The 25,361-nt window shown below is 48.5% G+C and carries 22 protein-coding genes and 2 pseudogenes; 14 read left to right on the top strand and 10 right to left on the bottom strand.

Annotated elements, in window-relative coordinates; translation table 11 throughout:
• The coding region (locus tag PN498_RS02480) for a cadherin-like domain-containing protein (protein WP_272061096.1) at positions 1-4,898 on the bottom strand (4,898 nt) is incomplete at its 3' end.
• A gap of 665 nt (positions 4,899-5,563) precedes the next feature.
• On the opposite strand from PN498_RS02480, the gene PN498_RS02475 reads away from it, so the two are divergent.
• Positions 5,564-7,009: a LuxR C-terminal-related transcriptional regulator gene (locus PN498_RS02475; RefSeq protein ID WP_272061095.1), complete on the top strand. Its 1,446-nt coding sequence runs from the start codon at positions 5,564-5,566 to the stop codon at positions 7,007-7,009.
• A 2-nt stretch (positions 7,010-7,011) separates the two neighbouring features.
• On the opposite strand, the gene PN498_RS02470 is transcribed toward PN498_RS02475, so the two are convergent.
• The 3 genes from PN498_RS02470 to PN498_RS02460 form a co-directional block, all read right to left on the bottom strand.
• Positions 7,012-7,392 carry a DsrE family protein gene (locus tag PN498_RS02470; protein WP_272061094.1) on the bottom strand — a complete coding sequence of 127 codons (381 nt, stop codon included), beginning with the start codon at positions 7,390-7,392 and terminating at the stop codon, positions 7,012-7,014.
• Between the two features lie 11 nt (positions 7,393-7,403).
• Positions 7,404-7,784, bottom strand: a complete 381-nt coding sequence (locus PN498_RS02465) for a DsrE/DsrF/TusD sulfur relay family protein (RefSeq protein WP_272061093.1) — start codon at positions 7,782-7,784, stop codon at positions 7,404-7,406.
• A 174-nt stretch (positions 7,785-7,958) separates the two neighbouring features.
• On the bottom strand, positions 7,959-8,396 hold the full coding sequence (locus PN498_RS02460) for a DsrE family protein (protein WP_272061092.1): 438 nt from the start codon (positions 8,394-8,396) through the stop codon (positions 7,959-7,961).
• 706 nt (positions 8,397-9,102) lie between these two features.
• On the opposite strand from PN498_RS02460, the gene PN498_RS02455 reads away from it, so the two are divergent.
• From PN498_RS02455 to PN498_RS02440, 4 genes are all read left to right on the top strand, one after another.
• A complete protein-coding gene (locus tag PN498_RS02455; RefSeq protein ID WP_272061091.1) occupies positions 9,103-9,504 on the top strand; it encodes a nuclear transport factor 2 family protein in 402 nt (133 codons plus the stop codon).
• 175 nt (positions 9,505-9,679) lie between these two features.
• Entirely contained in the window at positions 9,680-10,708 is a 1,029-nt protein-coding gene (locus PN498_RS02450; protein WP_272061090.1) for a zinc-dependent alcohol dehydrogenase family protein, read from the top strand.
• Positions 10,709-11,156: 448 nt separating this feature from the next.
• Positions 11,157-11,819, top strand: coding sequence for an alternative oxidase (locus PN498_RS02445; protein ID WP_272061089.1), 663 nt, complete (start codon positions 11,157-11,159; stop codon positions 11,817-11,819).
• A 309-nt stretch (positions 11,820-12,128) separates the two neighbouring features.
• Complete coding sequence (locus PN498_RS02440; protein ID WP_272061088.1) at positions 12,129-13,430, top strand: glycosyltransferase; 1,302 nt, start codon at positions 12,129-12,131, stop codon at positions 13,428-13,430.
• Positions 13,431-13,544: 114 nt separating this feature from the next.
• Here the strand turns inward: PN498_RS02440 and PN498_RS02435 are convergent, their stop codons facing one another.
• Positions 13,545-14,009: a DUF1330 domain-containing protein gene (locus PN498_RS02435; RefSeq protein ID WP_272061087.1), complete on the bottom strand. Its 465-nt coding sequence runs from the start codon at positions 14,007-14,009 to the stop codon at positions 13,545-13,547.
• A 199-nt stretch (positions 14,010-14,208) separates the two neighbouring features.
• Complete coding sequence (locus PN498_RS02430; protein WP_272061086.1) at positions 14,209-14,982, bottom strand: hypothetical protein; 774 nt, start codon at positions 14,980-14,982, stop codon at positions 14,209-14,211.
• A gap of 288 nt (positions 14,983-15,270) precedes the next feature.
• Between PN498_RS02430 and PN498_RS02425 the strand changes: the two genes are divergently transcribed.
• The 7 genes from PN498_RS02425 (at position 15,271) to PN498_RS02395 (ending at position 20,522) form a co-directional block, all read left to right on the top strand.
• On the top strand, positions 15,271-15,606 hold the full coding sequence (locus PN498_RS02425) for a winged helix-turn-helix transcriptional regulator (protein ID WP_272061085.1): 336 nt from the start codon (positions 15,271-15,273) through the stop codon (positions 15,604-15,606).
• 80 nt (positions 15,607-15,686) lie between these two features.
• Positions 15,687-16,103 carry a DUF2267 domain-containing protein gene (locus PN498_RS02420; RefSeq protein ID WP_272061084.1) on the top strand — a complete coding sequence of 139 codons (417 nt, stop codon included), beginning with the start codon at positions 15,687-15,689 and terminating at the stop codon, positions 16,101-16,103.
• Positions 16,104-16,233: 130 nt separating this feature from the next.
• Positions 16,234-16,827 carry a TetR/AcrR family transcriptional regulator gene (locus PN498_RS02415; protein ID WP_272061083.1) on the top strand — a complete coding sequence of 198 codons (594 nt, stop codon included), beginning with the start codon at positions 16,234-16,236 and terminating at the stop codon, positions 16,825-16,827.
• 67 nt (positions 16,828-16,894) lie between these two features.
• Entirely contained in the window at positions 16,895-17,938 is a 1,044-nt protein-coding gene (locus tag PN498_RS02410) for a DJ-1/PfpI family protein (RefSeq protein WP_272061082.1), read from the top strand.
• Positions 17,939-18,121: 183 nt separating this feature from the next.
• Positions 18,122-18,961 (top strand): class I SAM-dependent methyltransferase, encoded by an 840-nt coding sequence (locus tag PN498_RS02405; RefSeq protein ID WP_272061081.1) that lies wholly within the window; start codon positions 18,122-18,124, stop codon positions 18,959-18,961.
• A gap of 175 nt (positions 18,962-19,136) precedes the next feature.
• Positions 19,137-19,595, top strand: a complete 459-nt coding sequence (locus PN498_RS02400) for a carboxymuconolactone decarboxylase family protein (protein ID WP_272061080.1) — start codon at positions 19,137-19,139, stop codon at positions 19,593-19,595.
• Between the two features lie 12 nt (positions 19,596-19,607).
• Positions 19,608-20,522, top strand: coding sequence for an RNA polymerase sigma-70 factor (locus PN498_RS02395; RefSeq protein ID WP_272061079.1), 915 nt, complete (start codon positions 19,608-19,610; stop codon positions 20,520-20,522).
• A gap of 412 nt (positions 20,523-20,934) precedes the next feature.
• Here PN498_RS02395 and PN498_RS02390 read toward each other — a convergent pair whose 3' ends face one another.
• Positions 20,935-21,963 carry a PDDEXK nuclease domain-containing protein gene (locus PN498_RS02390; protein WP_272061078.1) on the bottom strand — a complete coding sequence of 343 codons (1,029 nt, stop codon included), beginning with the start codon at positions 21,961-21,963 and terminating at the stop codon, positions 20,935-20,937.
• Positions 21,964-22,465: 502 nt separating this feature from the next.
• Here PN498_RS02390 and PN498_RS02385 point away from each other — a divergent pair.
• Positions 22,466-24,556 (top strand): protelomerase family protein, encoded by a 2,091-nt coding sequence (locus PN498_RS02385; protein WP_272061077.1) that lies wholly within the window; start codon positions 22,466-22,468, stop codon positions 24,554-24,556.
• A gap of 87 nt (positions 24,557-24,643) precedes the next feature.
• Here the strand turns inward: PN498_RS02385 and PN498_RS02380 are convergent, their stop codons facing one another.
• Positions 24,644-24,769 carry a hypothetical protein gene (locus PN498_RS02380; protein ID WP_272061076.1) on the bottom strand — a complete coding sequence of 42 codons (126 nt, stop codon included), beginning with the start codon at positions 24,767-24,769 and terminating at the stop codon, positions 24,644-24,646.
• A gap of 32 nt (positions 24,770-24,801) precedes the next feature.
• Here PN498_RS02380 and PN498_RS28550 point away from each other — a divergent pair.
• Positions 24,802-25,041 (top strand): annotated as a pseudogene (locus tag PN498_RS28550) (helix-turn-helix domain-containing protein); the annotation flags it as partial.
• Here PN498_RS28550 and PN498_RS02375 read toward each other — a convergent pair.
• Entirely contained in the window at positions 24,991-25,230 is a 240-nt protein-coding gene (locus PN498_RS02375; protein ID WP_272061075.1) for a hypothetical protein, read from the bottom strand. The pseudogene PN498_RS28550 and the gene PN498_RS02375 overlap by 51 nt on opposite strands.
• 1 nt (position 25,231) lies before the next feature.
• Positions 25,232-25,361: pseudogene (locus tag PN498_RS02370) on the bottom strand (ISKra4-like element ISLesp1 family transposase); the annotation flags it as partial.

Genomic DNA, 25,361 nt, shown 5'->3' with positions numbered 1-25,361 from the left:
CTGCCCTCGTCTAGCTGCCACCACACCAGCAGGCTGTCGTCGGGAGTGGCAGCAACGGCGACCGCGACCGCGACATCGGTAGTGGCTTGAGCGCCTTGTTCATCTTGGAGAGTGTATTGGAACTGAGCGATGCCTGCAAAGTCAGTCTCTGGGGTGAAAGTGATGGTTTGAGCGATGGCATCGAAGCGGACAGTGCCATTGCTGGGGTTAGTGACCTCCACAACGGTGAGACTGGCCGTTTCAACATCGCTGTCGTTGTTCAGCAGGGTGCTGACCGGAATGGTCAGCGGCGTATTGGCGGCAGTCGCTACCGTGTCGCTGTTGGCGATAGGCAAGTCGTTGACGGCATTGACGGTGAGGGTGACGGTTGCCGTGTCGGTGCCGCCGTTACCATCGCTGAGGGTGTAATCAAAGGTGTCAGTGCCGTTGAAGTTGTCTGCGGGGGTGTAGCTGAAGCTGCCGTCTGAGTTGATGCTGACGTTGCCGCCGTTGGTCGAGACGATGTCACTGCTGGTGACTTGTAGGGCATCATTGTCCCCATCGCTGTCATTGCTCAGCAAGCCTTGGGCTGCTGCAACCGACAGTGGGATATCTTCATCCAAAGTGTACTCATCGGGTTGGGCAACAGGGGAAAAGTCGTTAACGTCAACGACTGTTACGGTAACGGTGGCAGTATCCGTGCCGTCGTTGCCATCGCTGACGGTGTATTCGAAGGTGGCTTCTCCGGTAAAGTCGACATCAGCCGTAAACGTAATCTCGCCGCTATTGGGGTCTTGAGTTACACTGCCGTTGCTGGCAGCGCCGACGCTGGTAACCGTTAAAGCATCGTTATCGTCATCACGGTCATTAGCAATTAGGTCGTTAGGGGCAATGACGAGGGGCTGATTCTTAGTGGTGATTTGAGCGTCACTAGTGGCGATGGGAGCATCATTGACCGCAGTGACGGTGAGGGTGACGGTTGCCGTGTCGGTGCCGCCGTTACCGTCGCTGATAGTGTAATCAAAGGTGTCAGTGCCGTTGAAGTTGTCTGCGGGCGTGTAGCTGAAGCTGCCGTCTGAGTTGATGCTGACAGTGCCGCCGTTAGTCGAGACGATGTCACTGCTGGTGACTTGTAGGACATCGTTGTCCCCATCGCTGTCATTGCTCAGCAAGCCTTGGGCTGCTGTAACCGACAGAGGGGTATCTTCATCCGTGGCATAGCGATCGCTGACGGCTACGGGTATCGTATTCTGCGATGTTAGGGCAATACCAGCGGCATAGAGTTGTTCGATGCTGCTGCCAGAGAGCACATCCGCAAAAAGCGCGATTTCGTCAAGACTGCCACTGAAGAAATCTTGCAGCTGATTAGCAACCAAATCGCCACTACGGGACTGACTCGCGCCTAATACAAGAGGTTCTTCATTGCCCACCCAACCAAAGGCAGACCGCTCGTCGATGGCAACTTGTTCCCCATCAAGATAAACTCGGATGCCATTGGCCCCCCAGGTGACGGCAAGCAGCTGCCAGGTATTCGCTACGACGGGTCTGCCAGTACTGGTTAAGAAGCGACTCGATCCCGTGCTTTGAGTACGTAGCTCTAAAGCTTGGTTTTCGTTGATTGAAAGAGTGAAGTGACCGCCATTGTCAAACCCACTCGAATCTTTGGAAACGAGGGTTTGGAGTTGACTGGTCACATTGGGGTTAATCCAGAATAGTAGTGTGCCTTCAGCAAGGTCGAAATCTACACTGTGGGGAATTTCGAGATAGTCATCAATGCCATCAAAGCTGATGGCTGTTGTAGAGGCAGTCGCGATCGCACCGGGTGCCCCCAGGGTCAAATCATTTTGATAAATGCCATCGTTCGTACCAATACTGTCTACAGCAGTCGTACCGGTTATCTCATCGCCGGTCCAATAAGCTAGAGGATTGAGACCCCTCACTGCTTCCGAGTAGTTAGGCAGATCAGGAATCGCGATCGTAAAATTGCTCAGAGTTATGGCAGGTACGGAGTTGCCACTCAAATCTGAGACTTCATCGCCATTCAGCAGAATTTGATAAGTACCGTTATCGCTGGTATTCCAGTTACCGCTAGTCGCCGTAATCTGGTAAGTCCCTGTTATCGGAGTTCCATCATCAGATGCATTGACTTCAACTAGCACAGCGGTCTGACTAAAGCCGTTGGGACCAGTCACAGTAATGTCGTTACTATCAAGACTGGCCAGAGCGATAGCTTGGTCATCACCATAAGTGACCGTGAATGTGTAGACATCGCTCCCGAATGTGCTCAGCGTTAACGCGCTAACGTCGACAACGCTGGGAGAGGTGGTATCGGCAGTGATATTGACAACAAAGCTTCCTAGAAAACCAGCAGCAACAGCATTTTCAGCCGTGTCTGTAACCTGATCGGCGATTTGACGAACACTGTAGGTACCATTATCCGATTCATCCCATGCACCTCCCGGTGCTTGAATCGCGTAGGTTGCGACTAGGGGAGAGCCGTTTGAGGGTGTGTCAGCACTAATGAATGTAACTGGGATGGACTGCCCATTTTCGTCAATGACTTCGACATCTTGGTCATCCAAGGACGAGATATTGACCGCTCGATCATCTGAGTAAGCCACATTGAAACGATAGATACTCCCCCCCTCAATTTCTAGATCAGCGGCGTCCAGGATCGCTGTGGGGGCGGTTGTATCGGGGGTTGCTAACCCTTCAACCACAAGGGCCCAGTCAGAAAGGTAAGGCAGTAGCAGTTGGCGATCGTTGCCAGGTTCAATGACGCCAAAGTTTATTTCCTGGTACTCAGCTTTTGTGTCAACGGCAATAACATTCGTGGCCCCGACCAAATTTGGTAGATCGACCTGTATGGCGTCGACGTCTTCGCCATAAATGATGTAGCGGCTATCATCAGATCGCTTAAGTAGATAGGTATTGGGAGAGTCAGCGAGATCGTTCGCCTGTTCTAAATCTAAAGTGAAACGGCCATTGCCAGTCCAAAAGGTCTGGTGAGTCCGCAACTGCTCAAGATTAGGGTAGGGAGGTCCTTCATTACCGGAGCGATCAAAAAAGCCATACCAACCAGCAACCCCACCCGCCATGGCTTGCCACCACAAAGTACGGCGGGTTTGATCCACGTCATACGTCACCCCGGTAGTGCTACCCACGAAAGAACGGTTGTGAGTAAAACGCTCTTCATAAAAGTGAGGCTTTGTGGAGTCAGAATTGATATCAGCAATGACTTCTTCGATATTGAGCGGACCTACCGGAGAGGTTTGCAAACCGGGCTGATTATTCCCCTTAGAAGAATAGGAGTGACCGCTTAGTGCAGTAGCAACCCAATCATTGTTGTTGGTTGGGTCAACAATATCGAGTCCTGGTGCGGCTGCGTACCCCCTGGCAAACAGCAAATGGTCCCACCCCATCAGAGACAAGAGATTATTGGCCCAAAAATCCATCTGGTTATCATTGGTGAATTCTTGCGTATCGAAGGCATAGCCCATACTCCAACCAGGGAGCGGGCCTAACCGGGCTGCTAGATACCGTTGTAATCTTTGATCAGCTGCGCTGTTGATACCGTCAATAGGAGTCCACTGCCGGTCTTCGTCTCCCCAAGCCCAAAAGTGAACCCGTCCGCCTTGCTGGTGAACATCGACAATAATCTGTTCCAGAATTTGGAAGGTGTCGAGATCAGGATTGCGGCTGTCATGCTCCGTTCTCGCTTCTGCACCCAAACTGAACCAATTGTTGTTGACCTGAAAATACAAGGTTTCAAAGCCACTGTTCCGAGCATCATTCAAGTAAGCTGTAGTATCTGCCGAGGACCAACCTTGTCCTAAAGCTCCCTGCTTAAAATGCTCGTTCTGGTTCATGTAGACATTCGGCAGATATCCCTCAAGGGTATTGGCATCCGCTGTTTGGATAGCGAACTTGTTGCCAACGTGAGTGAGAAACCCTTGAATGTTTGGGTCATCGTTGGTGCTGACATCAACGGAACCGGTAAACCCATTCAGGTCTGAGTCGGTACTCTGAGTCTGAAACGTCCATTCTCCCGATAAATCGCCTGTAAACCGAAAACTCCACTCTTCACCACCGTCGTAATAAATCCCAGTAGTGCGAGTCTCTCCGCTAGCCGTATGGGTGAACGTGACGCTGCCCATCAGGTCGAACGGATTGCCGCTGAAGGTAGGGTTGAGCAAATCCCACTCGGTAAACTCCCACATCTCTGTAGTGCGATCGCCCAGATCACTGTCCGCAGTAGGAGGCTCTGCTACCGCTATGAAAGGTTCGAGGGCATTGAACCAGTTTTGAGCTATTTTGGCTTCACCTGATTCGTTAGGGTGAACACCATCATAGGTATCGGTGGCCGCATCAAACCCAGCGTATTGATCAACGACCACAATTTGAGAATCGACAGTGCTGTTATCAGCCGCAAACTGGGGAATCGCTTCATTCAAGCTAACGAGGCGGTCATCTCTGTTTCCTGTAGTTGGAATAACCTGCGCAAGCAAAACTGTGACGTTAGGATTATCTAACCGTAGTTGCTCGATGACATTTTGGAGATCTGCTAATGCCGTTTCGACTGTGTCATTCCGAAACATGTCGTTAGTCCCCAGATGCATGAGGACGACATCTGGCGTATAACCAGTAAGCCATTCGGCCAGTGTGCCACTGCCAGAGCCTGATTCGGGTGTCGGGTCACCTGAGAGAATTTCATCCGCAGTCCATCCCCAATGCCCTTCGTGGTCGAGATCAAAATCGCTGTACGGATTTTCATCGTCATGATTTCCGGTCAAACTACCGACAAAATCAAAGTCATAGCCTGCCTCTTCGAGCAAAAAATATAGCGGACGGCGGTAGCTCGCTCGTCCTCTTTCGCCTTGAGTAATGGAGTCACCTAGGGGCAGAATTTGGATAGTCATAAGGTGCTAAATAGATTTTGCAGATAAAATGAGCGGAGCTATGCTGGAAACTTAAACACTCAGTAATAATGCGCAGAAGTAAAGCGCACGAAAAGAACATGGTATTTATGCGAAGATTTGATCTAAGTTTTCAGAAACATTGAAGCTCGACAGACAGAAGCACCTATCGAAAGCCTTTTCGGTTTTCTCGGTACGGCATGAGAACCATCGTTAGAATACTGAATCTTCAGTAAAAATTTCTGAGTATTAGTAGCCTTTCTTACCTTCATTTCACAGAAGTAGGCGTTTTGTATATTTGAGTTAAACTTTCTGGGCACCTAAAGCTAAGTGCCAGAACTGATTACTCGGGAGCGTCACGAACCGTCGATCAGTCGATAAACTAGAACATCGTTGCGATCGAAATTGGCAGACCACTAGAGCATCGTTGCGCTACGGTTGCTATGCAGTGCCATCTCAGTGTCTTAAGGGAGCAAGGAATAGGGAATGGGGTGTGCTTGATGCAAGTGCATGCCGCTATAGGAGCCAGATTCAGGCTCGTATGAGTGAACTCAGAGACTGGATGAAGGCTACACAAAGGTAGGAAGGAAATGGAGCGGCATGTCAGTGATCTCTTCTGTCGTAGATGGAGTTCCCCATTCTGACACTTAGAGTTAAGTGACAGTGCCGTGAAAACCTATCATGAAGATTTCCGGGGCATGTTTAACGAAACAAGACTAGTCTGGGATTTACAGCGATCCAATCAAATTGCCCAAAGCTTTTCTAACTCTTTGGATTTAGACGTAATTGCTCACCTGGCAACGGAAGGTTTGGTTCAATATTTTGACTGTGCTTTTGCTCGGGTTTGGCTAGTCGAACCTGATCGCAAACAGCTACAGTTAATCGCCTCATCAGGACTATACACGCAGATCAATGGTTCTTTTAGTCGCATCCCAATGGGCCAATTTAAGATTGGCAGGATCGCTCAAAACCGCGTATCACTCCTGAGTAATAATCTCGCAGAGGAGTCCTGGATTCGGTATCCTGAATGGGCGATCGAGAATAAAATCAGAAGCTTTGCGGGCTATCCCTTAGCGAATTCTGGCAAAGTTATTGGCGTATTGGCTGCCTTTGGCTATGAGCCTATGAGCTCAGAGTTTTTAGAAGTGCTGTCTAGCTTCTGCACAACCTTGACAGTAGCTTTAGCGACTGCTTTATTGCATCAGAAAGAAAGTCAAACTTCCCAGGCTGCTAAACCTCAGGCTATCCTCTCGGAACTCTCACTTCCAGATAGTCTTGCCCATATCTTAGGTCAGACAAGCATAACCGTTCTAGGAACAGAAAGAAGCCTCGATCTATCCCAGACTCAGGTATTCCTAAAACTTGCTGAAGGGCTTAAAGCTTTAGATTGCACTTACTGCCGTTTAACCTATGACCTAGATTCGGTTTCTTTAGAAGCGATCGCTGCAATTCAACCCCTCACAAACCAAGCACAAGACGAATGGGAGCGATCAACTTTCGGCAACTTATCGGCGATCTCGTCCTGCTTTGGTGGGGCCTTTAGAATTAATACCGAAGCCAGTATTAAGGCAATTCAGATTTCACTGACATTTCCTACTTCCGCTGATCTTTCACAATCCTCTCTGCGAATTCAATGTCGCCTACCCTTGCTACAGACGGGTTTCACTCAGCTAGCCTATGCAGCAGGATTTAAGGTTGAGACTGAAGGGGAGCGTCATATTCCCCTATTGACGGATCACGCTTCTTTATTGGCAACCAGTGACTACATTATTTGGGTTAGTCATACGTCAAAAAGGGCTCCCAGTGAGGCAAAAGCCCAGGTCAATCTATCGACAACTGCCAGTGAGTTGCAAGCAGCCGTTGCAGCTGTCATGCGAGGCGATACTTGGGGACTTGATCAGACGACTCAAGGGCATCCAAAACTTTCTCAGCGAGAACAGGAAGTGATGACGCTTCTAGCGAAGGGATTGCGCGATCGCGAGATTGCTGATCAGCTCTATATTAGCGATAGCACTGTGAAGTTTCACATCAACAATATATTGGCCAAATTGGCGTCAAAAACTCGTATGCAAGCGCTATATACGTTAATGAGGGCGGAGGGGCTAGAGCTTTGAATTTACCAGTGCCAAACGTATTCAAATTGTTCAAAAAGATCGGTTATCTGTCTTTTTGTGATCAACACTGCGCCATCAATAAGTCGGTCTTCGGGTAACGCTCGCTCATGAATGTCTTCGGCGATCGCATAAACGGCGATACTCTGGTTCATCATCATCTTCAAATCCTGATCTAGTTCAGGCGGGTGTGTCTGTTGCCACTCACCAAAGTGTAAGTTGAATGGTGTTTGCTCCTTAACTAGGTAATTCACGGCATTGCCCCTAAGCAATACTGCGATATCAACCCCAGCACTCTGAAAACTCTGACTTAACCAAAGGATAGTGTCATCCTGCTCTTCTAAGGTTGCCCGATAAGCCGTTTCGATAATATTCAATACCTTCATTTTCTATGCCTTCAGCGAGTGGGAATCACTAACACACCATCACTTTTTGCCACTGACTTTATAAAATCTGCAGGGCCACCCCTTCGTACTCCGTCAATCCAGTTCCCGGCTCCCCTTTCATCAACACACAGGCCGCAGTTGATCCAGTTCAGAGTAACGCCTTTCTCCCAGGCCAGTTTAAACAAGGCAGAAACCCAATCCTTCGTTGTCGGATGGTTCTCTTCTTCTATTGTTGTGCCTTTAATCGAGTTGGCATGAGGGGCTTGCTCTTTCATGGTTAAATTGACAGCACCCTCATAGGCGAAGACATCAACATTGTGTCCTTGATTCAAGGCGCTATGAATAATTCTGAGCGCCGTGGTGGAATTTGCGGACTCATATGGAGCGTCCATGATAGCAATGCTCAAAGTTTTTAGGGACATTGGCTTCTTCAGTTACTAAATAGCGATCGGTCTATCTTTCAGCGTTGAGTTACACGATTTCTCAACCGTATAAAATACTCAAACATGCACGCTAGAAAGAAAAAATTGATGGTTTAGCATTCAGCCCTTTTGACAGAGATAAAACTAGTGCCAAATTGATTTAGTCTCCGATTCAAAGCAAAGCTGGATTAAATGATCCAAATTGCTTTTTTTGACATGAATAGAAAGATTTTGAATTCCCCGCTCCTTTAAGGCAAAGAAATCAGCAAAAGTATTGACGCCTAATACCTCAAGCTTGGCAAAATACTCCTCAAAGGAAGTTCCCTTGCGAGCAGGCAATACTCCATTTTGCAAGAGAAATAGAGTTACCTGATGTCCTGCCTTTTTTAAATCCATAATAATCTGCTGCATATCAACCCAATCAGCCGAGTCATAGGGATCTCTTGATTCCAAAATCAGATAATGAGTCATAATCTTTTTTAGCTTTTCAAGTAATTGATTAATCCGTTCCACCATACCGGGGAATACTCTTTCCGATTCGGTAATCGCCAGTCCACAAGTAGGCAATGCTGAACAAGCCATCCCGTAGCGATGCAAAACACTCAAGCGATCAGGATTTATTTCGACGCCATAGGTGTCTAAGATCTTACAGAGTTATCCCCGGGAACCGTCACACAATACTTAAATTTTCTAGGGAGATAGTTTGGCCCGTAAATAGGTTCTACATCCTTAGCAAATATTTCGGCGTTGAGATCTTGTTGCCGTGCTAACTAATGAGTTATGTCTTGCAAAAGCTCTGTTGCCAGCGGCTCACGCAAGAAGTTGCTACTTGCTTTGATGCTTTCTATTTTTGAAGGTTTTCTATTTTTAGGATTTGAAGCGATCGTCATGGCTCTGACCTGTCAACAACAATTGAAAGCACTAAAAGGTGTTTAGTAGCGAATTGGTCTCAAATTACATCGACAGCTAAAGCTTCCACAACTCTATATTCTGCGAGTATTTAACTAAACGTTTAGAGAATGATGTCTACTTTCTCATAGATGGTCGAAAACTTAGGCTGAATCAGGTCTCACAAGTAAAACTTTAGGCCGATAGTACAGAAGAAATGTAGAAGTACCTATCACCTCTATTAGGTAATAGCTTGGAAAAGTTAAGCCATTCTGATCTCGCTAGCAACGATACCTATGAGTTATACCAGGGATGCCTTTTGGTTTTACTACCAGGTGACGAGAGCTAGTACTGATAACTATGATCACTGTTGTCGAAAGCCCTACAGAGAAGTGCAACGATGACCCATGAGCATCCAAATATCTCTCTTTTGCAGCAATTAGATCTCAGCAACATAGCCGGAGCTTCTGCTCTTTTTGCCGAAGACTTTGTCTGGCATTTTTTCAATCCTCACCTGCTAGATATCCAAGGTGACTATGTTGGCGTGAATGGCCTTCAAACCTTCTTTGAGAAACTGGCTGCACTAACTAACGGAACCTTCCAAGTTGAGGCGATCGCCGCTATCCCTTGCGGTGATGAATTGGTCGTTACCCACGTCAAGGATAGGATGCTTTGGGAGGGGCAACCGAGTGAACTCGACGCAGTCGTTGTCTGGCGAATTGTGGGAAATCGCATTGCCGAAGCCTGGGACATCCCGTCTGTTTACACGGATCATACGGATCATTTGCCGATAGTTGCTTAGGAAAGCATTTTCAAGACCATTTCAAGGTCAATTAAACGCTTCTTGTTAATAACCCATTGACCTTTAAATACCTAGAAATCTGCTCCTATTCATTCCTCACAAATCCTAACCATGATGCTGTTCGTTAGGTTTCTGGTGCAGATGAAGGGAGTTGAATTCGTCTGGAGATATGTAGATGAGGACAGTACAATCCAAAGCCCGTGGTTCGCTCGATCACTTAGAAATGATTGAGAGAGCCGTACCGATACCCGATGACCACGAGGTAATCATAAAAATGCAGGCGGCCTCGCTAAATTGGAAAGACATCCTGATGATTATGGGTGGATTTGGGGTTGGTGATGACATCAAACTTCCTTTTGTTCCTCTCAGTGATGGTGCTGGTGAGGTGGTGCAGGTCGGTAAAAAGGTGAGCCGTGTTCAACCAGGGGATAAAGTCAATCCTCTTTTCTTCCAGGACTGGTTAGCGGGTCAATTGACAGCAGAAGTAGCGACTAGTTCACTGGCTGGAGGACAATATGAAGGTATTCTCAGTGAATATGTGTGCCTCAATGAAAACGGCGTTGCAAAATATCCGCAACATTTAACAGCTGTACAAGCCGCAACGCTTCCTTGTGCCGGAGTTACAGCTTGGTCGGCACTATCACAAGCCGGGATTAAAGCTGGAGACGTTGTGTTGCTACAGGGTACAGGTGGCGTCTCTACTCAGGCTTTGAAATTTGCGAAGGCTTTTGGTGCTGAAGTCATTATGACCTCATCGAGTAATGCCAAGCTTGAGAGAGTCAAAACCATGGGGGCCGATCATTTGATTAACTATCGTGATAAGCCAGATTGGGCGAGCGAGGTCACCACATTAACTGAAGGGCGTGGCGCCGATATTGTTTTAGACGTAGGCGGTGCTGAAACACTTCAGCAGTCTATTCACGCTGTTAAAGTTGGCGGGGTAATTGCTGTTGTTGGTGTGTTATCAGGCACGATAAAGGACCTGGTCATTCCAGAACTTATGTTTAAGGCTATACGGCTTCAAGGCATATCAGTTGGTAGCCGTGAGCATTACCAAGATATGGTACGAGCTATGGAATTCCATCGTATCTTACCTGAAGTCGATAAAGTCTTTCCGATGGAACAGACATCTACTGCATTGTCTTATTTGCAGCTGGCCAATCATGTTGGAAAAGTTGTAATTGAGATTGAGCAACGGCAGTAGATGCTACCGAACAGCCTGCTGATATTGCTCAGGAGATGAACTGTACAACAGGGGTAATACCTGTTACTTCCGCAATAAGCGGGCGCTGATTTTGTTTGTCCTGCATCAGGTGATGGAGCAACTACGGGTAATGATGGAAGCTGCGACCTCTAGTTTCTCATGAGCTGATCGATTCATAAAGCTTTTCCCCTTTACCCTTTCCAGCCCAATTTTATGTTTATGCAATCTTTCAAGGAATCCCTATCAATTTTGCCAGGTAAATGACGGGTTGACTCACATTTTTATCAATCAGGCAACCATACCTATTGATTTTGTCAGGGACAATATCTAGGTTTTTTCAGGTGACTAAATCTGCTTCAAATAGATATGCTCATGAGAGACGCAGTTGGATTTAGCTAAAGACAATAGGAAGGAAGATAATTATGACGATAAAGAAGAGGACTCCAGTATGATTCGACTGTTGGTGGGTGTATTAGTCTTTGTGATCGATGGCGTTTACCAAAATCGCCCCTATCCCCGTTTCTACGTGCTTGAGACCGTTGCGCGTGTTCCCTATTTCTCCTATCTTTCTGTATTGCATCTATATGAGACACTAGGATGGTGGCGAAAAGTAGATTGGCTCAAAGTTCACTTTGCTGAATCCTGGAACGAGCTTCACCACCTGTTAATCATGGAATCATTAGGCGGTAATGGTCGCTGGGCTGATCGGTTTTTGGCACGCCATACGGCCTTAGTCTACTACTGGATTGTTATTGCGCTCTATTTAATGTCTCCTAGAGCAGCCTACCGTTTTATGGAGCTAGTTGAGCAGCATGCCTATGCTAGCTATGACAAGTTCTTGAAGCAAGAAGAAGGGACGCTAAAAAGCCAGCCAGCTCCCCAAATTGCCATTAATTACTATCGAGATGGCGATCTTTACATGTTTGATGAATTTCAAACAGCACACTTACCAGCTCACCGTCGGCCTGAAATCAACAATCTTTACGATGTGTTTGTAGCGATTCGAGATGACGAAATGGAACATGTCAAAACGATGGTGGCCTGTCAGCAGCCCGATGCCCAACACACGTTTGCTAGCCCCCACACTCATTTACAGCCGACAAAGCCTTAGAGGCTTAAGTAGACGACTTTAGAGTGAGATGCATGCTCTAGGTCAATCCGGGCAGCTAACTTTAAAGCAACTTCTGAATGGAGATTTTCTGCATTTCCAGCTTGCAGTAAGGTTAGAGAGATTATCAACAAATCTCTAGCAAGAGATGGCGATCGCACCTGTCTCATTACGACTGACAAATTCAGGTGCTTGCCCCAATATCTCTGCTGTCCTATGTTGAATGATTTTGGGAACATCTCGCTCTATCTGAAAAGTCAGCAATGATAGAAAACGGGAGACCGCTCGTTTCACCTTAACCCTGGATCATCTATGCATGTTTTGATTCTTACCCTCGGTTCACGAGGCGATGTCCAGCCCTATGTTGCTTTAGGCAAAGGCTTGCAAGCTGTAGGCCATACCGTTACCCTCTGCACCAGTAGCCGCTTTGAATCGTTCATTACAGAACACGGATTGAATTACGGCTACATGGACGATGCGATGATGCAGCTGATGGATTCGATGCAGGGGCGGGAGCTGATGGAAGATGTTACCAACCTCTGGGAAGTCATCAAAGCGACGCGCCGCTTATCTAAACAAGTTGCCCCCCTACAGCAGAAGATACTGCAAGATTGCTGGGATGTAGCCCAAACCATTCATCCTGATTTGATTCTCTTCCATCCCAAAACTTATGGTGGACCTCACATCGCCGAAAAATTAGGCATTCCGGTAATTCTGGCAATGCCCCTACCGATGCTGGTGCCTACCGCAGAACAGGCCAATATGGGCTTTCCTAAACTGCCGCTGGGTGGGCCATTAGGCAGATGGTACAACCAGCTGACGTATCAGATTACCAACCTGTTCTTTGCATTTTCAGCCGGGAAGCTTGTCAAAGACTGGCGTGCCGAACATCATTTACCCCGTCAGTCCAAGTTTGATCTTTTGCATACTCATACGGGAGAGCAGATACCGGTGCTGCATTGCTACAGTCGTCATGTTGCTCTGGAACCGACTGATTGGCCTGAAAATGTCATCGCTAGCGGTTATTGGTTTTTAGACCAGCAAACGACGTGGAAGCCGCCAGAGGATTTGCAAGCTTTCCTGAATTCAGGCGATGCCCCAGTTTATGTTGGATTTGGCAGTATGGCTGGGCGCGACCCGGAGCGGTTAGCCCACATCGTGATTGGGGCTCTACAACGGGCTAGAGTTCGCGGCATCCTAGCCACAGGTTGGGGAGGATTGTCAGCAGACGATTTACCCAAGACGATTTTCAAACTTGAACAAGCTCCCCATGATTGGTTGTTTCCTCAAATGGCAGCGGTTGTTCACCATGGTGGAGCCGGGACTACGGCTGCGGGGCTACGAGCCGGTTGTCCTACGATTATTTGCCCGTTCTTCGGCGACCAGCCCTTTTGGGGGCAACGAGTTCATGAGTTGGGGGTAGGCAGTGAACCGATTCCCCAGAAAAAACTGACGGTTGAGAATTTGGCAGCGGCGATTCAAACGGTGACAACACTCCCAACCATTCAGCAGAAAGCTAAAGCACTGGGTGAAAAGCTCCGTCAGGAAGACGGTATTGCCAGAGCGATCGCCCTACTAAATGCTTGTCTTGAAGATGATACAACGTCCATTTGAAGTCGTTACGTAGACAATTTTCAGCCTAATCCCTTTTCGATTGCACACCATGATGACATCTCGTGATTACAGAAAGCTATAGCAATCAACGAATGCATCCGTCGATTGCTATGGCTAGCCTGAGCAAACAATAACCTTTTGCCGTTCGCAAGCAGCGGTTCGATGTTGGGATGCGGCGCGATAATCGGGGTCGGTATATAGCCCCATGAAGGATTCAAGGTTGGGATACGTTCCGATCGCGATCAAATCCCAATCCTCAGCCTCACCTAAGAACATGCCCTCAAATGGTCCCACAAGCAGGAACTTACCGCCAACCCGCTCCATAGTGGGAATGCTCACTGATGCATAAAGTTGGAAAGCATCCCGACCGGCGATGCGTTCTCGGCGCTGGGGACTGTCTGGGGGGTACGCCGCGATTGGTCGGTATTTGAAGAAATTGATCAGCGTAATCGATTCATTCGCGGGTCGCTCAAGAATGTGCCGCCATTGGTCTGCCGAGGGGGCTGAACCATCTTGTCCATCGCCATACCAGGCGCACAGTTGCTGTACGTTGGCATCGATTTGATGCTTAATGCTCATGATAATACCTCTCTATGCTTGACACTTGTAAACTAACGAGGAACGCCTCGATACCGGTCTGCTGACTTGCTTTCGTGCCCAAAATCTTGCCCGTCGCTAGGGAGCTGATTCGCCTTCGGGCTACGGAGCCAGATGCTGCGGCTGCCTGGGAAGATCGCATGTCCAGGCTTGCGATCGTGGCTGCATCAACTCATCGACATTACACATCTGGTAAACACCAATTGGTGTGCAACTGACAGAGTTGATCGAGCAGGTCAGCGTATTTAGTGCGGATTTCGTTGACTTGGTCTTGGGGAACCCTGAAATACAGGTATCCGTGTGGCCCTGCGTTGGGTCCACCGTGATCCAAACTACCGACACGACCTTTAGAGTCCATCGGTCCCAAGTGTTCAGTGATGACGTAAGGTGCGTAGGGCATATAGTGCGGAAAGCTTACTGTAATCTTTTCGTCAGATTGTGCTGGTGCTCCATAGGCGCGATGAATCGGCGCAAACATGTAAGACAGTCCTCCCTGCTCCGGTGCGGTATAAGTACCCTCTTGAAATCGAGTTCGCAGAATTGTTTTTGCCCTCTCGGGAGGCACGCCCTCGACGCGCAGGCGCTCTATATCGAAATAGGGCTGCATGTGATGCTGCACACCTACCCGATCAAACGCGACTGGAATCAGTTGGTCGCTGGGATACGTGTAGGGCCACTCAGCGTCATAAAAGCGCACACTCGTACGCGCAACGAAGGTCGTGAACCCGTTCGTGCCCTGGCGATGCAGCACAAAGCCTTTTTTCGGGTCGCGAACATAAATCGTCGCGTCCTCCTGTAGCTCTTCTGGTAATGCACTTAAAGCCAGCTCAATTTCAAGATCGCGAGGCAATTCAACAAAGTCGTCTGCGATCGCGGGCTGTACGACACTGAGCAATAAGACGGCAGCAACGATAACAGCAGCAATGACAACTATTTTTGTGGATCGTACAAGCATGATATTGAAACTCCTGAGTTATTGTGCTCTGGTCGGCTTAGAAAGGCCAACCGACACCTAAATTGAGATCAGCTGTCAGGCTGTCCAAAAGAACCAATAATGAATAACTTCATCATGAGTGAAGGGCATTTATTCGCCTTGTTTTTTGATTGACTAATCGTGCAAACATCATAGGCAAAGGTTGGTATCAATTGACAAGTAGGCAGTTTTTTCTGATGTAGTATTGTTTTTGATACTAAGCATTAAAATAAGACTAAATAGAGTTATTAAAATAAAGCGAGAAAGACAATGTCAGAGCCCCCCGTACCGGTGATTGAAGGTGTTTGTCCGATGCCAAATATCGCTCAATTAATTGGCGGTAAATGGAAACTCATCATCCTGCAAATTTTGATTTTTCAGGGCACTAAACGATTTGGTGAGCTGCGAAAACTGATTGATGGCATCACCCAAACGATGTTGACGAATCAGCTCCGTGCCCTTGAAAAAGATGGTTTGGTCAAGCGTCAGGTCTATCCGGAAGTCCCGCTGCGTGTAGAGTACTCCGCCACACAGCGTGCACTCGACCTAGAAGATATGTTTCACGCTATGCACGCATGGTGGGAAAAAACGAAGCTTCAGAACTGATGACTCGGGGCTGGCGCTTTGCGCTGCTCATGTGGAATCTAAGCGGATAGAGCGATATACCAGCGAGGTAAAAACCAGCTATGCCAATCCCTCAGGAATACCAACGAGCAACAGATTACTTCTATGAGTTCCTCCTCGATGCTCGCGACACAGCAGGTTTGGGAAGCACTCATCAGACCTACACTATGGTGCAAGGGGTGCTTCAGACTTTTCGACGCTGTCTTGATATCAAAGACGCCGTCCTCTTTGCCAGTGTCCTTCCCGCCGTGCTACGGGCCATTTTTGTGGCGGACTGGAATACTGATGAGCCCCGTCGTCCTTTTGAGGCTCGATCCTTGATGAAAAAAGAGATCCAGGCCCTGCGTGCTGATCACAACTTTGCAACTGAAACCGCTATCAGTGATGTTGCAAACGCGCTGAGACGGCATGTGGACGAGGATGCGTTCAATCGAGTTCTCGCAAAGCTTCCTGAGGGCGCTATCGAATTCTGGCAATAGCGATCGCAGGATCCTTCAGGTCTCTGGCAGAATTTCGACTCCGGCCATGCTTAAATCAGTCCCCCGCTGCCACCGCTTGACAAGAGCCGAGCAAAAAAGATATAAAACGATTGTTCGTTTTTATTCTTCTATGCCTAAACTTTCCGAGCAAGCTATGCAGGCTCGTCGCGATCAAATCTTGGAAGCAGCCATCCGCTGCTTTTGTCGTTTGGGCTATCAAGGCACCACCATGCGAGACATTTTTGCCGAATCTGAGCTGAGTGCGGGGGCTGTTTATAACTATTTCCAGAGTAAGGAGGAAATCATTCAAGCGGTAGCCGAGCGCAACCGCACAGCTGACCGCGACACGATCGCTCCGGAGGATCTGACCTCTGAATCAGCCGTTGCGGCTCTGCCTCGATTAATTGATTTATACTTCGGCAGCTTAGAAGCCGAGCGTCAAACAGGGTTTGCGCGTATGGAGGTTTCGCTGCTTAACGAGGCAGCCTTTCAGGGCAATGTCGCAGCTACGCTGAAAACCAACCGCGCCGAAGTCCGTAAATCCTTGACACAATTCGTTCGCCACTATTTGGCTGGGGCCATGCCTGATGCTGATGTCAATCCAGACCATTTCGCCGAACTGATGTTCGCAGTTCACCAAGGGCTGATGCTCACGGCAGCCTTGAATGAAGAAGTAGACATCCTTGCCGTGGCAGCCTTACTGCCACAGATACGTTTTACATAGCACGTTTTACATAGCACGTTCGTTTGCCAAAGCTGTTTGCCATTGAAATAAAACGGAGGTTCGATTTATGAGCGTTAGTAATCAGAGGTTGGCCTCATCGTCCCCGCTTCCTGCTTATGTACCGCGCTTCAACCGTGCCAAGCCAGTGATCGCGGTTGTGGGAGAAAATCGCGCGACTGAACTAACGGACTATGTCGTTCCCTATGGCGTGCTTTCGGAGTCAGGTGTTGCCCAAGTATGGGCGATCGCCACCCAAAAAGGACCCCTTCAGATGTTTCCTTCCTCCCTGCAAATAGAGCCTCAGGCGACAGTGGCAGAATTTGACCAGCAATTTCCAGAGGGCGCCGATTACGTTGTTGTTCCAGCGGTTGTTCATGCTAAGGATCCGGCTTTACTCGCCTGGATCAACCAACAGGCCACAAAGGGGGCAACTATGGTTGGCATCTGCGATGGCGCTTGGGTCCTTGCGAATGCAGGTCTAATGGCTGGACGCAAAGGCGTTGGCCATTGGTTTTCGGCCAAGCGCCTCGCCAAGAGGTTTCCTGACACTGAATGGCTATCTAATGTGCGCTATGTTGCGGACGGGAATGTAATTACAACTACTGGAATTGCGGCCTCAATTCCGGTCTCAGTGGCCCTTGTCGCAGCCATCGCCGGGCGCGATCAAACGGCTGCACTCGCCCAGCGTATTGGCGTTCAAAGCTGGAGCGCAGAGCATCAAACTGAGCTATTCAAACTGAGCGCAAACACCATCTTGACAGGTGTCGTCAACGGGCTGTCATTTTGGTCGCATGAAAATATTGGGATTTCTATTACTGATGAGGTTGACGAAATCGCGTTGGCATTGGTTACAGATGCTTATTCACGAACGCTCCGCTCAAAAGTTTTGCTAGCGGCTGCCGATGGTGAAGTAAAAACCAAGCGCGGTCTAGTGGTCTTACCCGATAAAGTTCAGCGCCCAAACAAGAGAATTGACCGCACCATCGAGTTACAAGACACTCTACCACCCATCTCATCATTGGATATTACCTTGCAGAACATTGAACAGTTGTATGGATCTGCTACTGCGAAATTTATCGCCCTACAGCTCGAATATTCTGCTCATCGCTAGCGAGATTTCGGAGGGCCTAAATCAGATTCAATCGCACAAGTTTTGCCTTTATGCCTAGTTCACTACGACGGAAATGGGCTCGCTATTCAAAACGTTGGGAAAGCTTGTTTGCCTTGGTTTTGAGTTTTGAGTTTTGAGTAGCGGTACTAGTAGATAGTAATCGGCGGAGAAGGAGTTAGTTCGATGGATGTTATGGGCGTGGTTTCTGAAACCGCATTAATTACCTTAAAAGCAAGAGTCATTGAAACAGAAAAACCGTACCCAATTATTCAGGATGTTGTTAGCAAGCAATGTTTAAGCATTATCCAATCGCACCTGCCTGCTGATGTTCAGAATAGAATTCTGAATCGAAAACTGCCGTCTTCTTTAACTAGTCATATTGCCCTTAGGACTCGTAAGTACGACACCGAAACAAGTGCTTTTATTGCCAACAATCCTAGTGGCCTAGTGGTGAGTCTTGGCTGCGGTTTTGACACAAGATATTGGCGGGTATCGGACAAAGCATGGAATTATGTCGAAATTGATTTGCCGGAGGTTGTTGCAATCAAGCAAGCGATCTTAGCTGATCGTATCACCTACCCTATGATTGGCTGTTCAGTGTTAGATGACAATTGGATAGAAGCAATTCAGCAGCTACAAACTGAAAATGTTTTCTTTATCGCTGAGGGATTGTTAATGTATTTAGCTCCAGCAGATATAATCCGCCTGTTTGATAAGCTGTCGCAATCCTTTACCAACTCATTTGTGCTTTTTGAGATTGTTCATCGACGATACACTCAAGGTCTCTGGAAAAAGAATATCGAAGCTAAGATGAAGCGCGCTTTGGGTACTGATGCCGGGGCTGTCTATCAATTTGGTATTGCAACCGCAGGCGAAGTTGAAACATATGGCAACGATATTAAAGTTATCGAAGAATGGTCATATTTTCAGGACGAAGACATCAGACCGAAATTCTTGCGGTTGTTTCGACATCTCAAATTTTTCACGCGATCGCAATGGACGATAAAAGCCAAACTCAACTAGACGAGCATCGCGCTAATGACTCCAAGTCAATCCCACTCAGCCAAAGCCTTGGCTCCTTCAAGACAGCATCTTGGCGTTCTGTCACTATGTTCCAGGGGTCGCTGAGAAATGCCCCTGTCACATCTGAAGTGTCTGTCTCGTCTCCTTGAATGAAGACCTTACAGGAAGACAACCCATGACAAGACTTGAATTAAACAAGGTTGATGCCACTGCCTATCAGGCCATGATGGGCATCGAAAGCTACGTCCGCAAAAGTGAGCTAGACAAAACGCTGCTCGAACTCGTTAAAACTCGGGCTTCCCAAATTAACGGCTGTGCTTTCTGCATTGATATGCATACTAAAGATGCCAGACACGCAGGTGAAGCAGAACAGCGCCTCTACGCCCTCAGCGCCTGGAAAGAAACACCTTTTTTTACATCCGAAGAGCGTGCTGCCCTAGCACTAACCGAGGCGGTAACGCTGATTAGCCAGCAGGGCGTACCTGATACTGTATATGAAGAGATGAGTCGCTACTTTACTCCTAAGCAAATTACGCAGCTGCTGATGGCGATCGTCGCAATCAACGCCTGGAATCGGATTAGCATTACGACCCAGATAGTACCCGGTAGCTATCAAGTCACAGCTGCTGCGTAAGATGAGGTGACTATGATTTCCACAGCAAAAAATGGCGCAGTAAAAACCGATTCCGTTGCTCAGGTTGAGGAGTTTAATCAGTATCGTTCGCTGTTGTTTGCGATCGCCTATCGTATGCTCGGCAGCATTGTCGATGCTGAAGATATGGTGCAGGAGACATTCCTCCGGTGGCAGCAAACATCCAAGCAAACCGTCAAATCGACCAAAGCCTATCTCACCACCATTGTCACGCGCCTGTGCATTGATCAGCTGCGTTCAGCCCGGGTTCAGCGCGAACAGTATGTGGGGCCGTGGTTGCCCGAACCCATTGTCGCAGACCCCGCCAGCGACCCCTATGCTACGGCTGAGCTAGCAGACTCGCTGACGATAGCATTTTTGGTTTTACTAGAGCGGTTATCTCCGTTAGAACGGGCCGTCTTTTTGCTGCGGGAAGCCTTTGGCTATGATTACAACGAAATTAGCGAAATGGTTGAAAAAACAGCTGCTAATTGTCGTCAGATTGCCCGACGAGCCCGCCAACACCTTGCAGATCAGCAACCGCGCTTCCAAGCTTCACTTCAAGAGCAAGAACAGCTCACCCGCAAATTTATGCAAGCCTGTCAGCAGGGTGACTTACAGGGATTGCTCGACTTACTCGCTAAAGACATTACCCTGTGGTCGGATGGAGGGGGCCAGGTCGTGGCCTGTCTTAAGCCTTTGCATGGCGCAGCTAAGGTGGCTGGTTTCCTACGGGCAATTTGGCGTCGCGGGCAAAAACTGGGCTTGGGCTATGAGGTGGCACTGGCTCAGGTCAATGGTCAACCCGGCATCATTTATACCCTCGACGGCACTGTTGCTAGCGTCGTAGCACTTGAGATTACTGATAACCGGATTCAGTCTCTTTATTTTATGAGAAACCCCAACAAGCTGAAGCGGAGCTTTTCATAAAATGTAGTCGCGATGCCGTCTCTACTCATCAGTCAATAAACCAGCATATTGCGCGATACCGAATGTATCGCGCAAAACTTTTCTCTCAAAAGCACAAAACAGCTCTACGATTTCTGTCCTGTCATATCCTCCCTATCGACATTTTGGCTCTGTCCTTTGCGACGCTCCTGAGCCATCAGTTCTGACACTGAGGAACGGGAACTTATTTAAGTATCAACTTTGAGCTTTGGATTCGCCGATGACTCAATCATTCAAAACTCAAAACTGAGAACTTAAAATTCATTTATTCCTTAGCCCAGATAGCAGTTACAGAACTATCGCGAAGAACAGCGCTATTGAAGCCCTCACTAGAGCCAAAGCCTTGAGGTCGCTAAAGCAAGCATCAAACAAATACGGTGGTAGCTCATTGCTGCTAGCTGTCCTTGTTCTCGACCCGTTTTACAACATGTTCCAATTCGAATTCCAATTGCTCGGGAGAAGGCAGAACATTGGGAATTCGATGTTCTGTAACCGCGATCGGATTGTGTAGATTCCTCAACGCATACTCAGCAATAATGTGGTTTTTTGAAGAGCACAAGATAATTCCAATCGTCGGCTGATCATGCTCTTGCCGTTCTTGGCTATCGACGGCAGATAGATAAAAGTTCATCTGTCCAGATTGTTCCGGCTTGAATTCTCCCATTTCCAGTTGAATGACGACAAAGCAGCGTAGTCGTAGATGGTAGAAGAGCATGTCAACGCAAAAATCTTCTCCTCCTACATGGATAGGGTAGTTGTGTCCCACGAATGAGAAGCCAACACCAAGAGTCAGCAAAAATTCTCGCATGTGAGCCATTAGCAACCGCTTGAGATCCTGATCTTGAGTGTTTTCATCTGCATAGAGAAAATCCAGGTGATAAGGGTCGCGAATCAGTTGCCTTGCTAGATCAGACTGAGGCTTGGGAAGCGTCAAGTCAAAGTTGTTTACCCCCCCTAGTCGCTGTTGGTATAGTTTGTTTTCAATATGCCGAGTTAGCGCACTACGACTCCATTCATGCTCAATTGCCTTGTGTGCATACCACAGTCGCTCCTCAGTATCGTCTAACTTACTGAGAAGGACCGTATTTTGGCCCCACGGTAAATGGGTCAACACTTGTTGACTAATTTCAAATGACGACCAAGCGTCCGCAAACGCCCTCATGTATTTGAGGTTGGTTGTCGAGAATCCTTTCATGTCTGGAAACTCTCGCTTCAGATCCTGCGATAAACGAGCAATGACCTTGCTGCCCCAGCCTTGCTGCTTCTGACGCACCAAAATCTCGCGACCAATCTGCCAATACAGCAGAATCAATTCTTGGTTAACCGCGATCGCCGCTTTGATTTGCGATGAGCGAATGCGACCCTTTAGCTCTTCGAGCAGCACCCGATAATCGTCGTCTGGGACTAGATTGGATTTGGGCATGGATGGTTCTCTTCACCTTCCTAGCAACAGCATCGGTGGCAGCACATTGATAACTTCCAAACCCGATAGCTGGCCAGCGACTTGGTCATCTGGCAGCACCAGGAAATCAAACTATGCCTCCTTGCGCTGGAAATAGCAACCTTGAGCACTCTCAACGTGATGTCATAGAACAATTGTGCCGACTAAGTTTTTCTGTAGCGCGCGGATCTACAATAGCTAAATCCTAAGGCTTCTTAACCCATGCTCAATAGGTGAGGAATTGCAATCAACTGAGATTTTGTACTAGTACATCAGCATCCTGCATTTGCCCCCTTAAATCCCCCCAATTTTGGGGGACTTCGATCTCAGAACCCCCCAAATTCAGGGGGCAGGGGGCCAGACCAGGCAATGTCGGGACAACTGCAAGATCTAAGATAAACGGATGTCAAAAATGCATTGTAACCATAAAACAAAGATAAGATAACCTTAAGATACGGATACAATAAAGGCAGCTGAAACTTCCATGTCTCAAACGCTTGCTCAAGACTGCTTAGAGAGTGCTGCTAGCAAAGGAGCAACTAAATGGCTTCAGCAGTTTATTCGGATCTACCTGGCGGAATTGCACGCGGGTAGACTTACCCCCGAAGCCTTTGCCAATGAGCTGGAGGAAGAGTTCGCATCAAGAGGACTCAACACCTCGGCCCAGCAGAAAAACTATCGCTCCAACGTCGTACAGGCGCTCAAGGTGCTTGATCTTAATCATCCTGCTATTGCTTTAGTCGCGCTTTCGACAGAAGAGTATCGTAGACTCAATGACGAACAGAGGGAACGAGTCGCTGATAGAGAGACGCGCTTTATCCATCCTGAAGCAGTCGATACAATAGTTGAAATTGCTGAGAATCTACTGGCCAGTGATGAATGGTCCGATGTGGGGGCGGGTCTCGCTGTGCTCATGGGTCGGCGGATTAGCGAAATCCTGCTCTCGGAATTTGCCTGGAAATCGCCTTGGAGTCTCAGCTTCAGCCGTATGGTGAAGAAAGCCGATGACTTAGATGTCACGATTGAAATTCCCACCCTTGCCCCTGCCCAGCCTGTTCTAGAGGCGATCGAACGATTGCAGCACAGCCTGGCCATCACCGATTTGAAGCGCAGTAGTACGTCTCCAAGACAGGTGAGACAAGCGGTCAATCGTCGCTATAGTCTGGCGATCGCTCAGAAGTGCGACGAGTATTTCTCGGGGTTGGTTCCAAACAGGAGCGATCGCGACAACCTCTACACCCATCTCTTCAGAGCCGTGTATGCCACCATCGCAGCCCACTGGTTCTGCCCACCTACAGTACCGGAACATCTCTTCAAGGCTGAGATTCAAGGCCACTTCACGCTTTCTCAGGCGGGCAAAAAGCTACCGAACTATGCCGCTCGTTCCAACTATGACGACTATGCTATTGGCGACGGCCAGGGCAACAAAGACGGCAGGTTGGGCATCAAGCTAGGGCAGCTTCCAGAGTTAGACGTCATTGAAGCGTTTCGGGATGAGCCGGTGGATGAAGCCGCCCCTGCACTAGAACCTGATTTTTCAGCGATGCCTGATGAGAAAGACGCTGCCGGTGCTCAGCCCACCGAAGTTCAGATCGAAGTTCAGGTCGTCGATGTCGAAACGGAGGAAGCACTCATGCCCCAGTCTCAGGAACGTCCAACCAAACGCCCTCAAGTCTATGCTGATGACTTAGAACGCTTAAGTAAGCTGATGGCCCTTGAGGGCGTTGAGGGGACCACGGCTGAACACTTCTCTGCTCTATTGGATGCCTACGAAGCGCAACGAGAACAGCCCCAGCACCAGCAGACTGAGACCGTTCATCAGGTGGCTCAGACCTTCAACTGGTTTACCGCTGAGATTGAAACGTTAAGAGCGAATGTGCGGTCACTACAAGCCGAGTGCGACCAACTCAAAACGCAGGGGGCGGCTCCTGTTCCCACGGAGAACCTGAAGGAACATATTGCTCAGCTCGAACAGGAACGAGATCAGCTCAGAGCTCAGCAGATTGACCCCGATGAATTTGCTCGCCTGCAAGCAAGGAACGCTGAGCTAGTGGTGGAATTGCAGGAAACCCAGAGCCGATTGGAAGGGATTCACAAGCTTTTGGGGACGCCTGTCAGCAGCGCTGCTTCTGCTCCTTCAGCGTCAACTCCTGAGACAAAGGCACCTGATAGCAAAGTGAAAGCAGATCCGGCTGAGGCCAGGACTTCGACTCAACAAGAGACCAAACAGCGCGAGCCTCGTTCCGAGGGGCTACACCAACGCTCTGACTCTAAGACCAAAGTTGAAGCGATTGTCCAAGACTTAATCAACTGGAACACGGCTCAGCCTGGAAACAAGACCCGCCTGCGGATCTCGGTCTCTATTATCAAAGCCCTCGGTTCGTTGGTGGGAGCGACCTATCAACCGGTCATCATGGAAGTGCTAGAGGAACAGCGTCACACCATTGATGAGATTCACGAACGATTCCTGCTCGGTGCTCGTCACAACGTACGGGTGGATAAGGACAACGTACTCCAGGCGATCGCTCGGGACTATATGGGTGTCGAAAACTGGCAGGACGCGACCTATGGCTAATTTGCAATTAGGTTCAGACCATCGTGATTGGTAAGTAGATCTGCAAAAATATTTACAGTATTTTGAGCAGAAAATGAGCGATTCTAATCAGGACGTCTCTATCGACTTTTGTCCCCAATGCCCTTGAGCCGAGAAATCACCCCAGAAACACAGCACCTGCTGGAACGCCTCTACCGTCGCAGTCGCCACCATCAGGTGCGTCGGCGCGCCCATTGTCTACTGCTGCGCCATAAGGGTTCAAGAACATCACCTTACGAACTATCTTTGCGATCAGCGAGAAAACCCTTTACAACTGGTTCAATGCTTGGAATGACCGGGGCTTTGCGGGACTCTATGACCGACCGGGTCGCGGGCGTCATCTGAAACTCAACGATGCGCAGAAAGCTCAAGTGCAGGCATGGGCCAAGGCGTCCCCGCGCAACCTCAAACCCGTCCTAGAGAAAATCCAAGCCACCTGGGATATCACCATCAGTTCGGACACGCTGAAACGCCTCCTCAAAGCGCTGAAGATGACGTGGCGACGCATGCGGCGAGTTTGCGCGAACACCCCCCCAGCCGCCGAGTACGCCCAGAAACGTGCCCAACTTGAAAGCCTCGAAGACCTCGACAGCGAGGGTCTGATTGACTTGTACTACATCGATGAAGTGGGCTTTACCCTCGTGCCAGGGGAGCACGTCATCCACTGGGGGATGAAAAACAATCAAGTTGATGGTTGAGATAAAGGGATCTCAATTTGAGCATTTGTGGCAAAGACGCTTCATTCCATTGAGCCCCCGTCACCTGCAATCTGGCATCGATTTGTTTG

This window comes from Oscillatoria sp. CS-180 (assembly GCF_028330965.1).
Classification (GTDB): Bacteria; Cyanobacteriota; Cyanobacteriia; order Phormidesmidales; family Phormidesmidaceae; genus Halomicronema.
The sequence above is the reverse complement of the archived record's forward strand: the minus strand, read 5'-3'. Positions and strand labels throughout refer to the sequence as shown.

Bases quoted from the DNA above. Each gene is read 5' to 3' on its own strand.
- PN498_RS02400 (WP_272061080.1), top strand. From the start codon at position 19,137: ATGACAAGACTTGAATTAAACAAGGTTGATGCCACTGCCTATCAGGCC.
- PN498_RS02465 (WP_272061093.1), bottom strand. From the start codon at position 7,784: ATGGACGCTCCATATGAGTCCGCAAATTCCACCACGGCGCTCAGAATT.
- PN498_RS02470 (WP_272061094.1), bottom strand. From the start codon at position 7,392: ATGAAGGTATTGAATATTATCGAAACGGCTTATCGGGCAACCTTAGAA.
- PN498_RS02435 (WP_272061087.1), bottom strand. From the start codon at position 14,009: ATGAGCATTAAGCATCAAATCGATGCCAACGTACAGCAACTGTGCGCC.
- PN498_RS02405 (WP_272061081.1), top strand. From the start codon at position 18,122: ATGGATGTTATGGGCGTGGTTTCTGAAACCGCATTAATTACCTTAAAA.
- PN498_RS02445 (WP_272061089.1), top strand. From the start codon at position 11,157: ATGATTCGACTGTTGGTGGGTGTATTAGTCTTTGTGATCGATGGCGTT.
- PN498_RS02395 (WP_272061079.1), top strand. From the start codon at position 19,608: ATGATTTCCACAGCAAAAAATGGCGCAGTAAAAACCGATTCCGTTGCT.
- PN498_RS02385 (WP_272061077.1), top strand. From the start codon at position 22,466: ATGTCTCAAACGCTTGCTCAAGACTGCTTAGAGAGTGCTGCTAGCAAA.
- PN498_RS02440 (WP_272061088.1), top strand. From the start codon at position 12,129: ATGCATGTTTTGATTCTTACCCTCGGTTCACGAGGCGATGTCCAGCCC.
- PN498_RS02430 (WP_272061086.1), bottom strand. From the start codon at position 14,982: ATGCTTGTACGATCCACAAAAATAGTTGTCATTGCTGCTGTTATCGTT.
- PN498_RS02410 (WP_272061082.1), top strand. From the start codon at position 16,895: ATGAGCGTTAGTAATCAGAGGTTGGCCTCATCGTCCCCGCTTCCTGCT.
- PN498_RS02425 (WP_272061085.1), top strand. From the start codon at position 15,271: ATGTCAGAGCCCCCCGTACCGGTGATTGAAGGTGTTTGTCCGATGCCA.
- PN498_RS02420 (WP_272061084.1), top strand. From the start codon at position 15,687: ATGCCAATCCCTCAGGAATACCAACGAGCAACAGATTACTTCTATGAG.
- PN498_RS02380 (WP_272061076.1), bottom strand. From the start codon at position 24,769: ATGGGCGCGCCGACGCACCTGATGGTGGCGACTGCGACGGTAGAGGCG.
- PN498_RS02390 (WP_272061078.1), bottom strand. From the start codon at position 21,963: ATGCCCAAATCCAATCTAGTCCCAGACGACGATTATCGGGTGCTGCTC.
- PN498_RS02415 (WP_272061083.1), top strand. From the start codon at position 16,234: ATGCCTAAACTTTCCGAGCAAGCTATGCAGGCTCGTCGCGATCAAATC.
- PN498_RS02450 (WP_272061090.1), top strand. From the start codon at position 9,680: ATGAGGACAGTACAATCCAAAGCCCGTGGTTCGCTCGATCACTTAGAA.
- PN498_RS02455 (WP_272061091.1), top strand. From the start codon at position 9,103: ATGACCCATGAGCATCCAAATATCTCTCTTTTGCAGCAATTAGATCTC.
- PN498_RS02460 (WP_272061092.1), bottom strand. From the start codon at position 8,396: ATGGCTTGTTCAGCATTGCCTACTTGTGGACTGGCGATTACCGAATCG.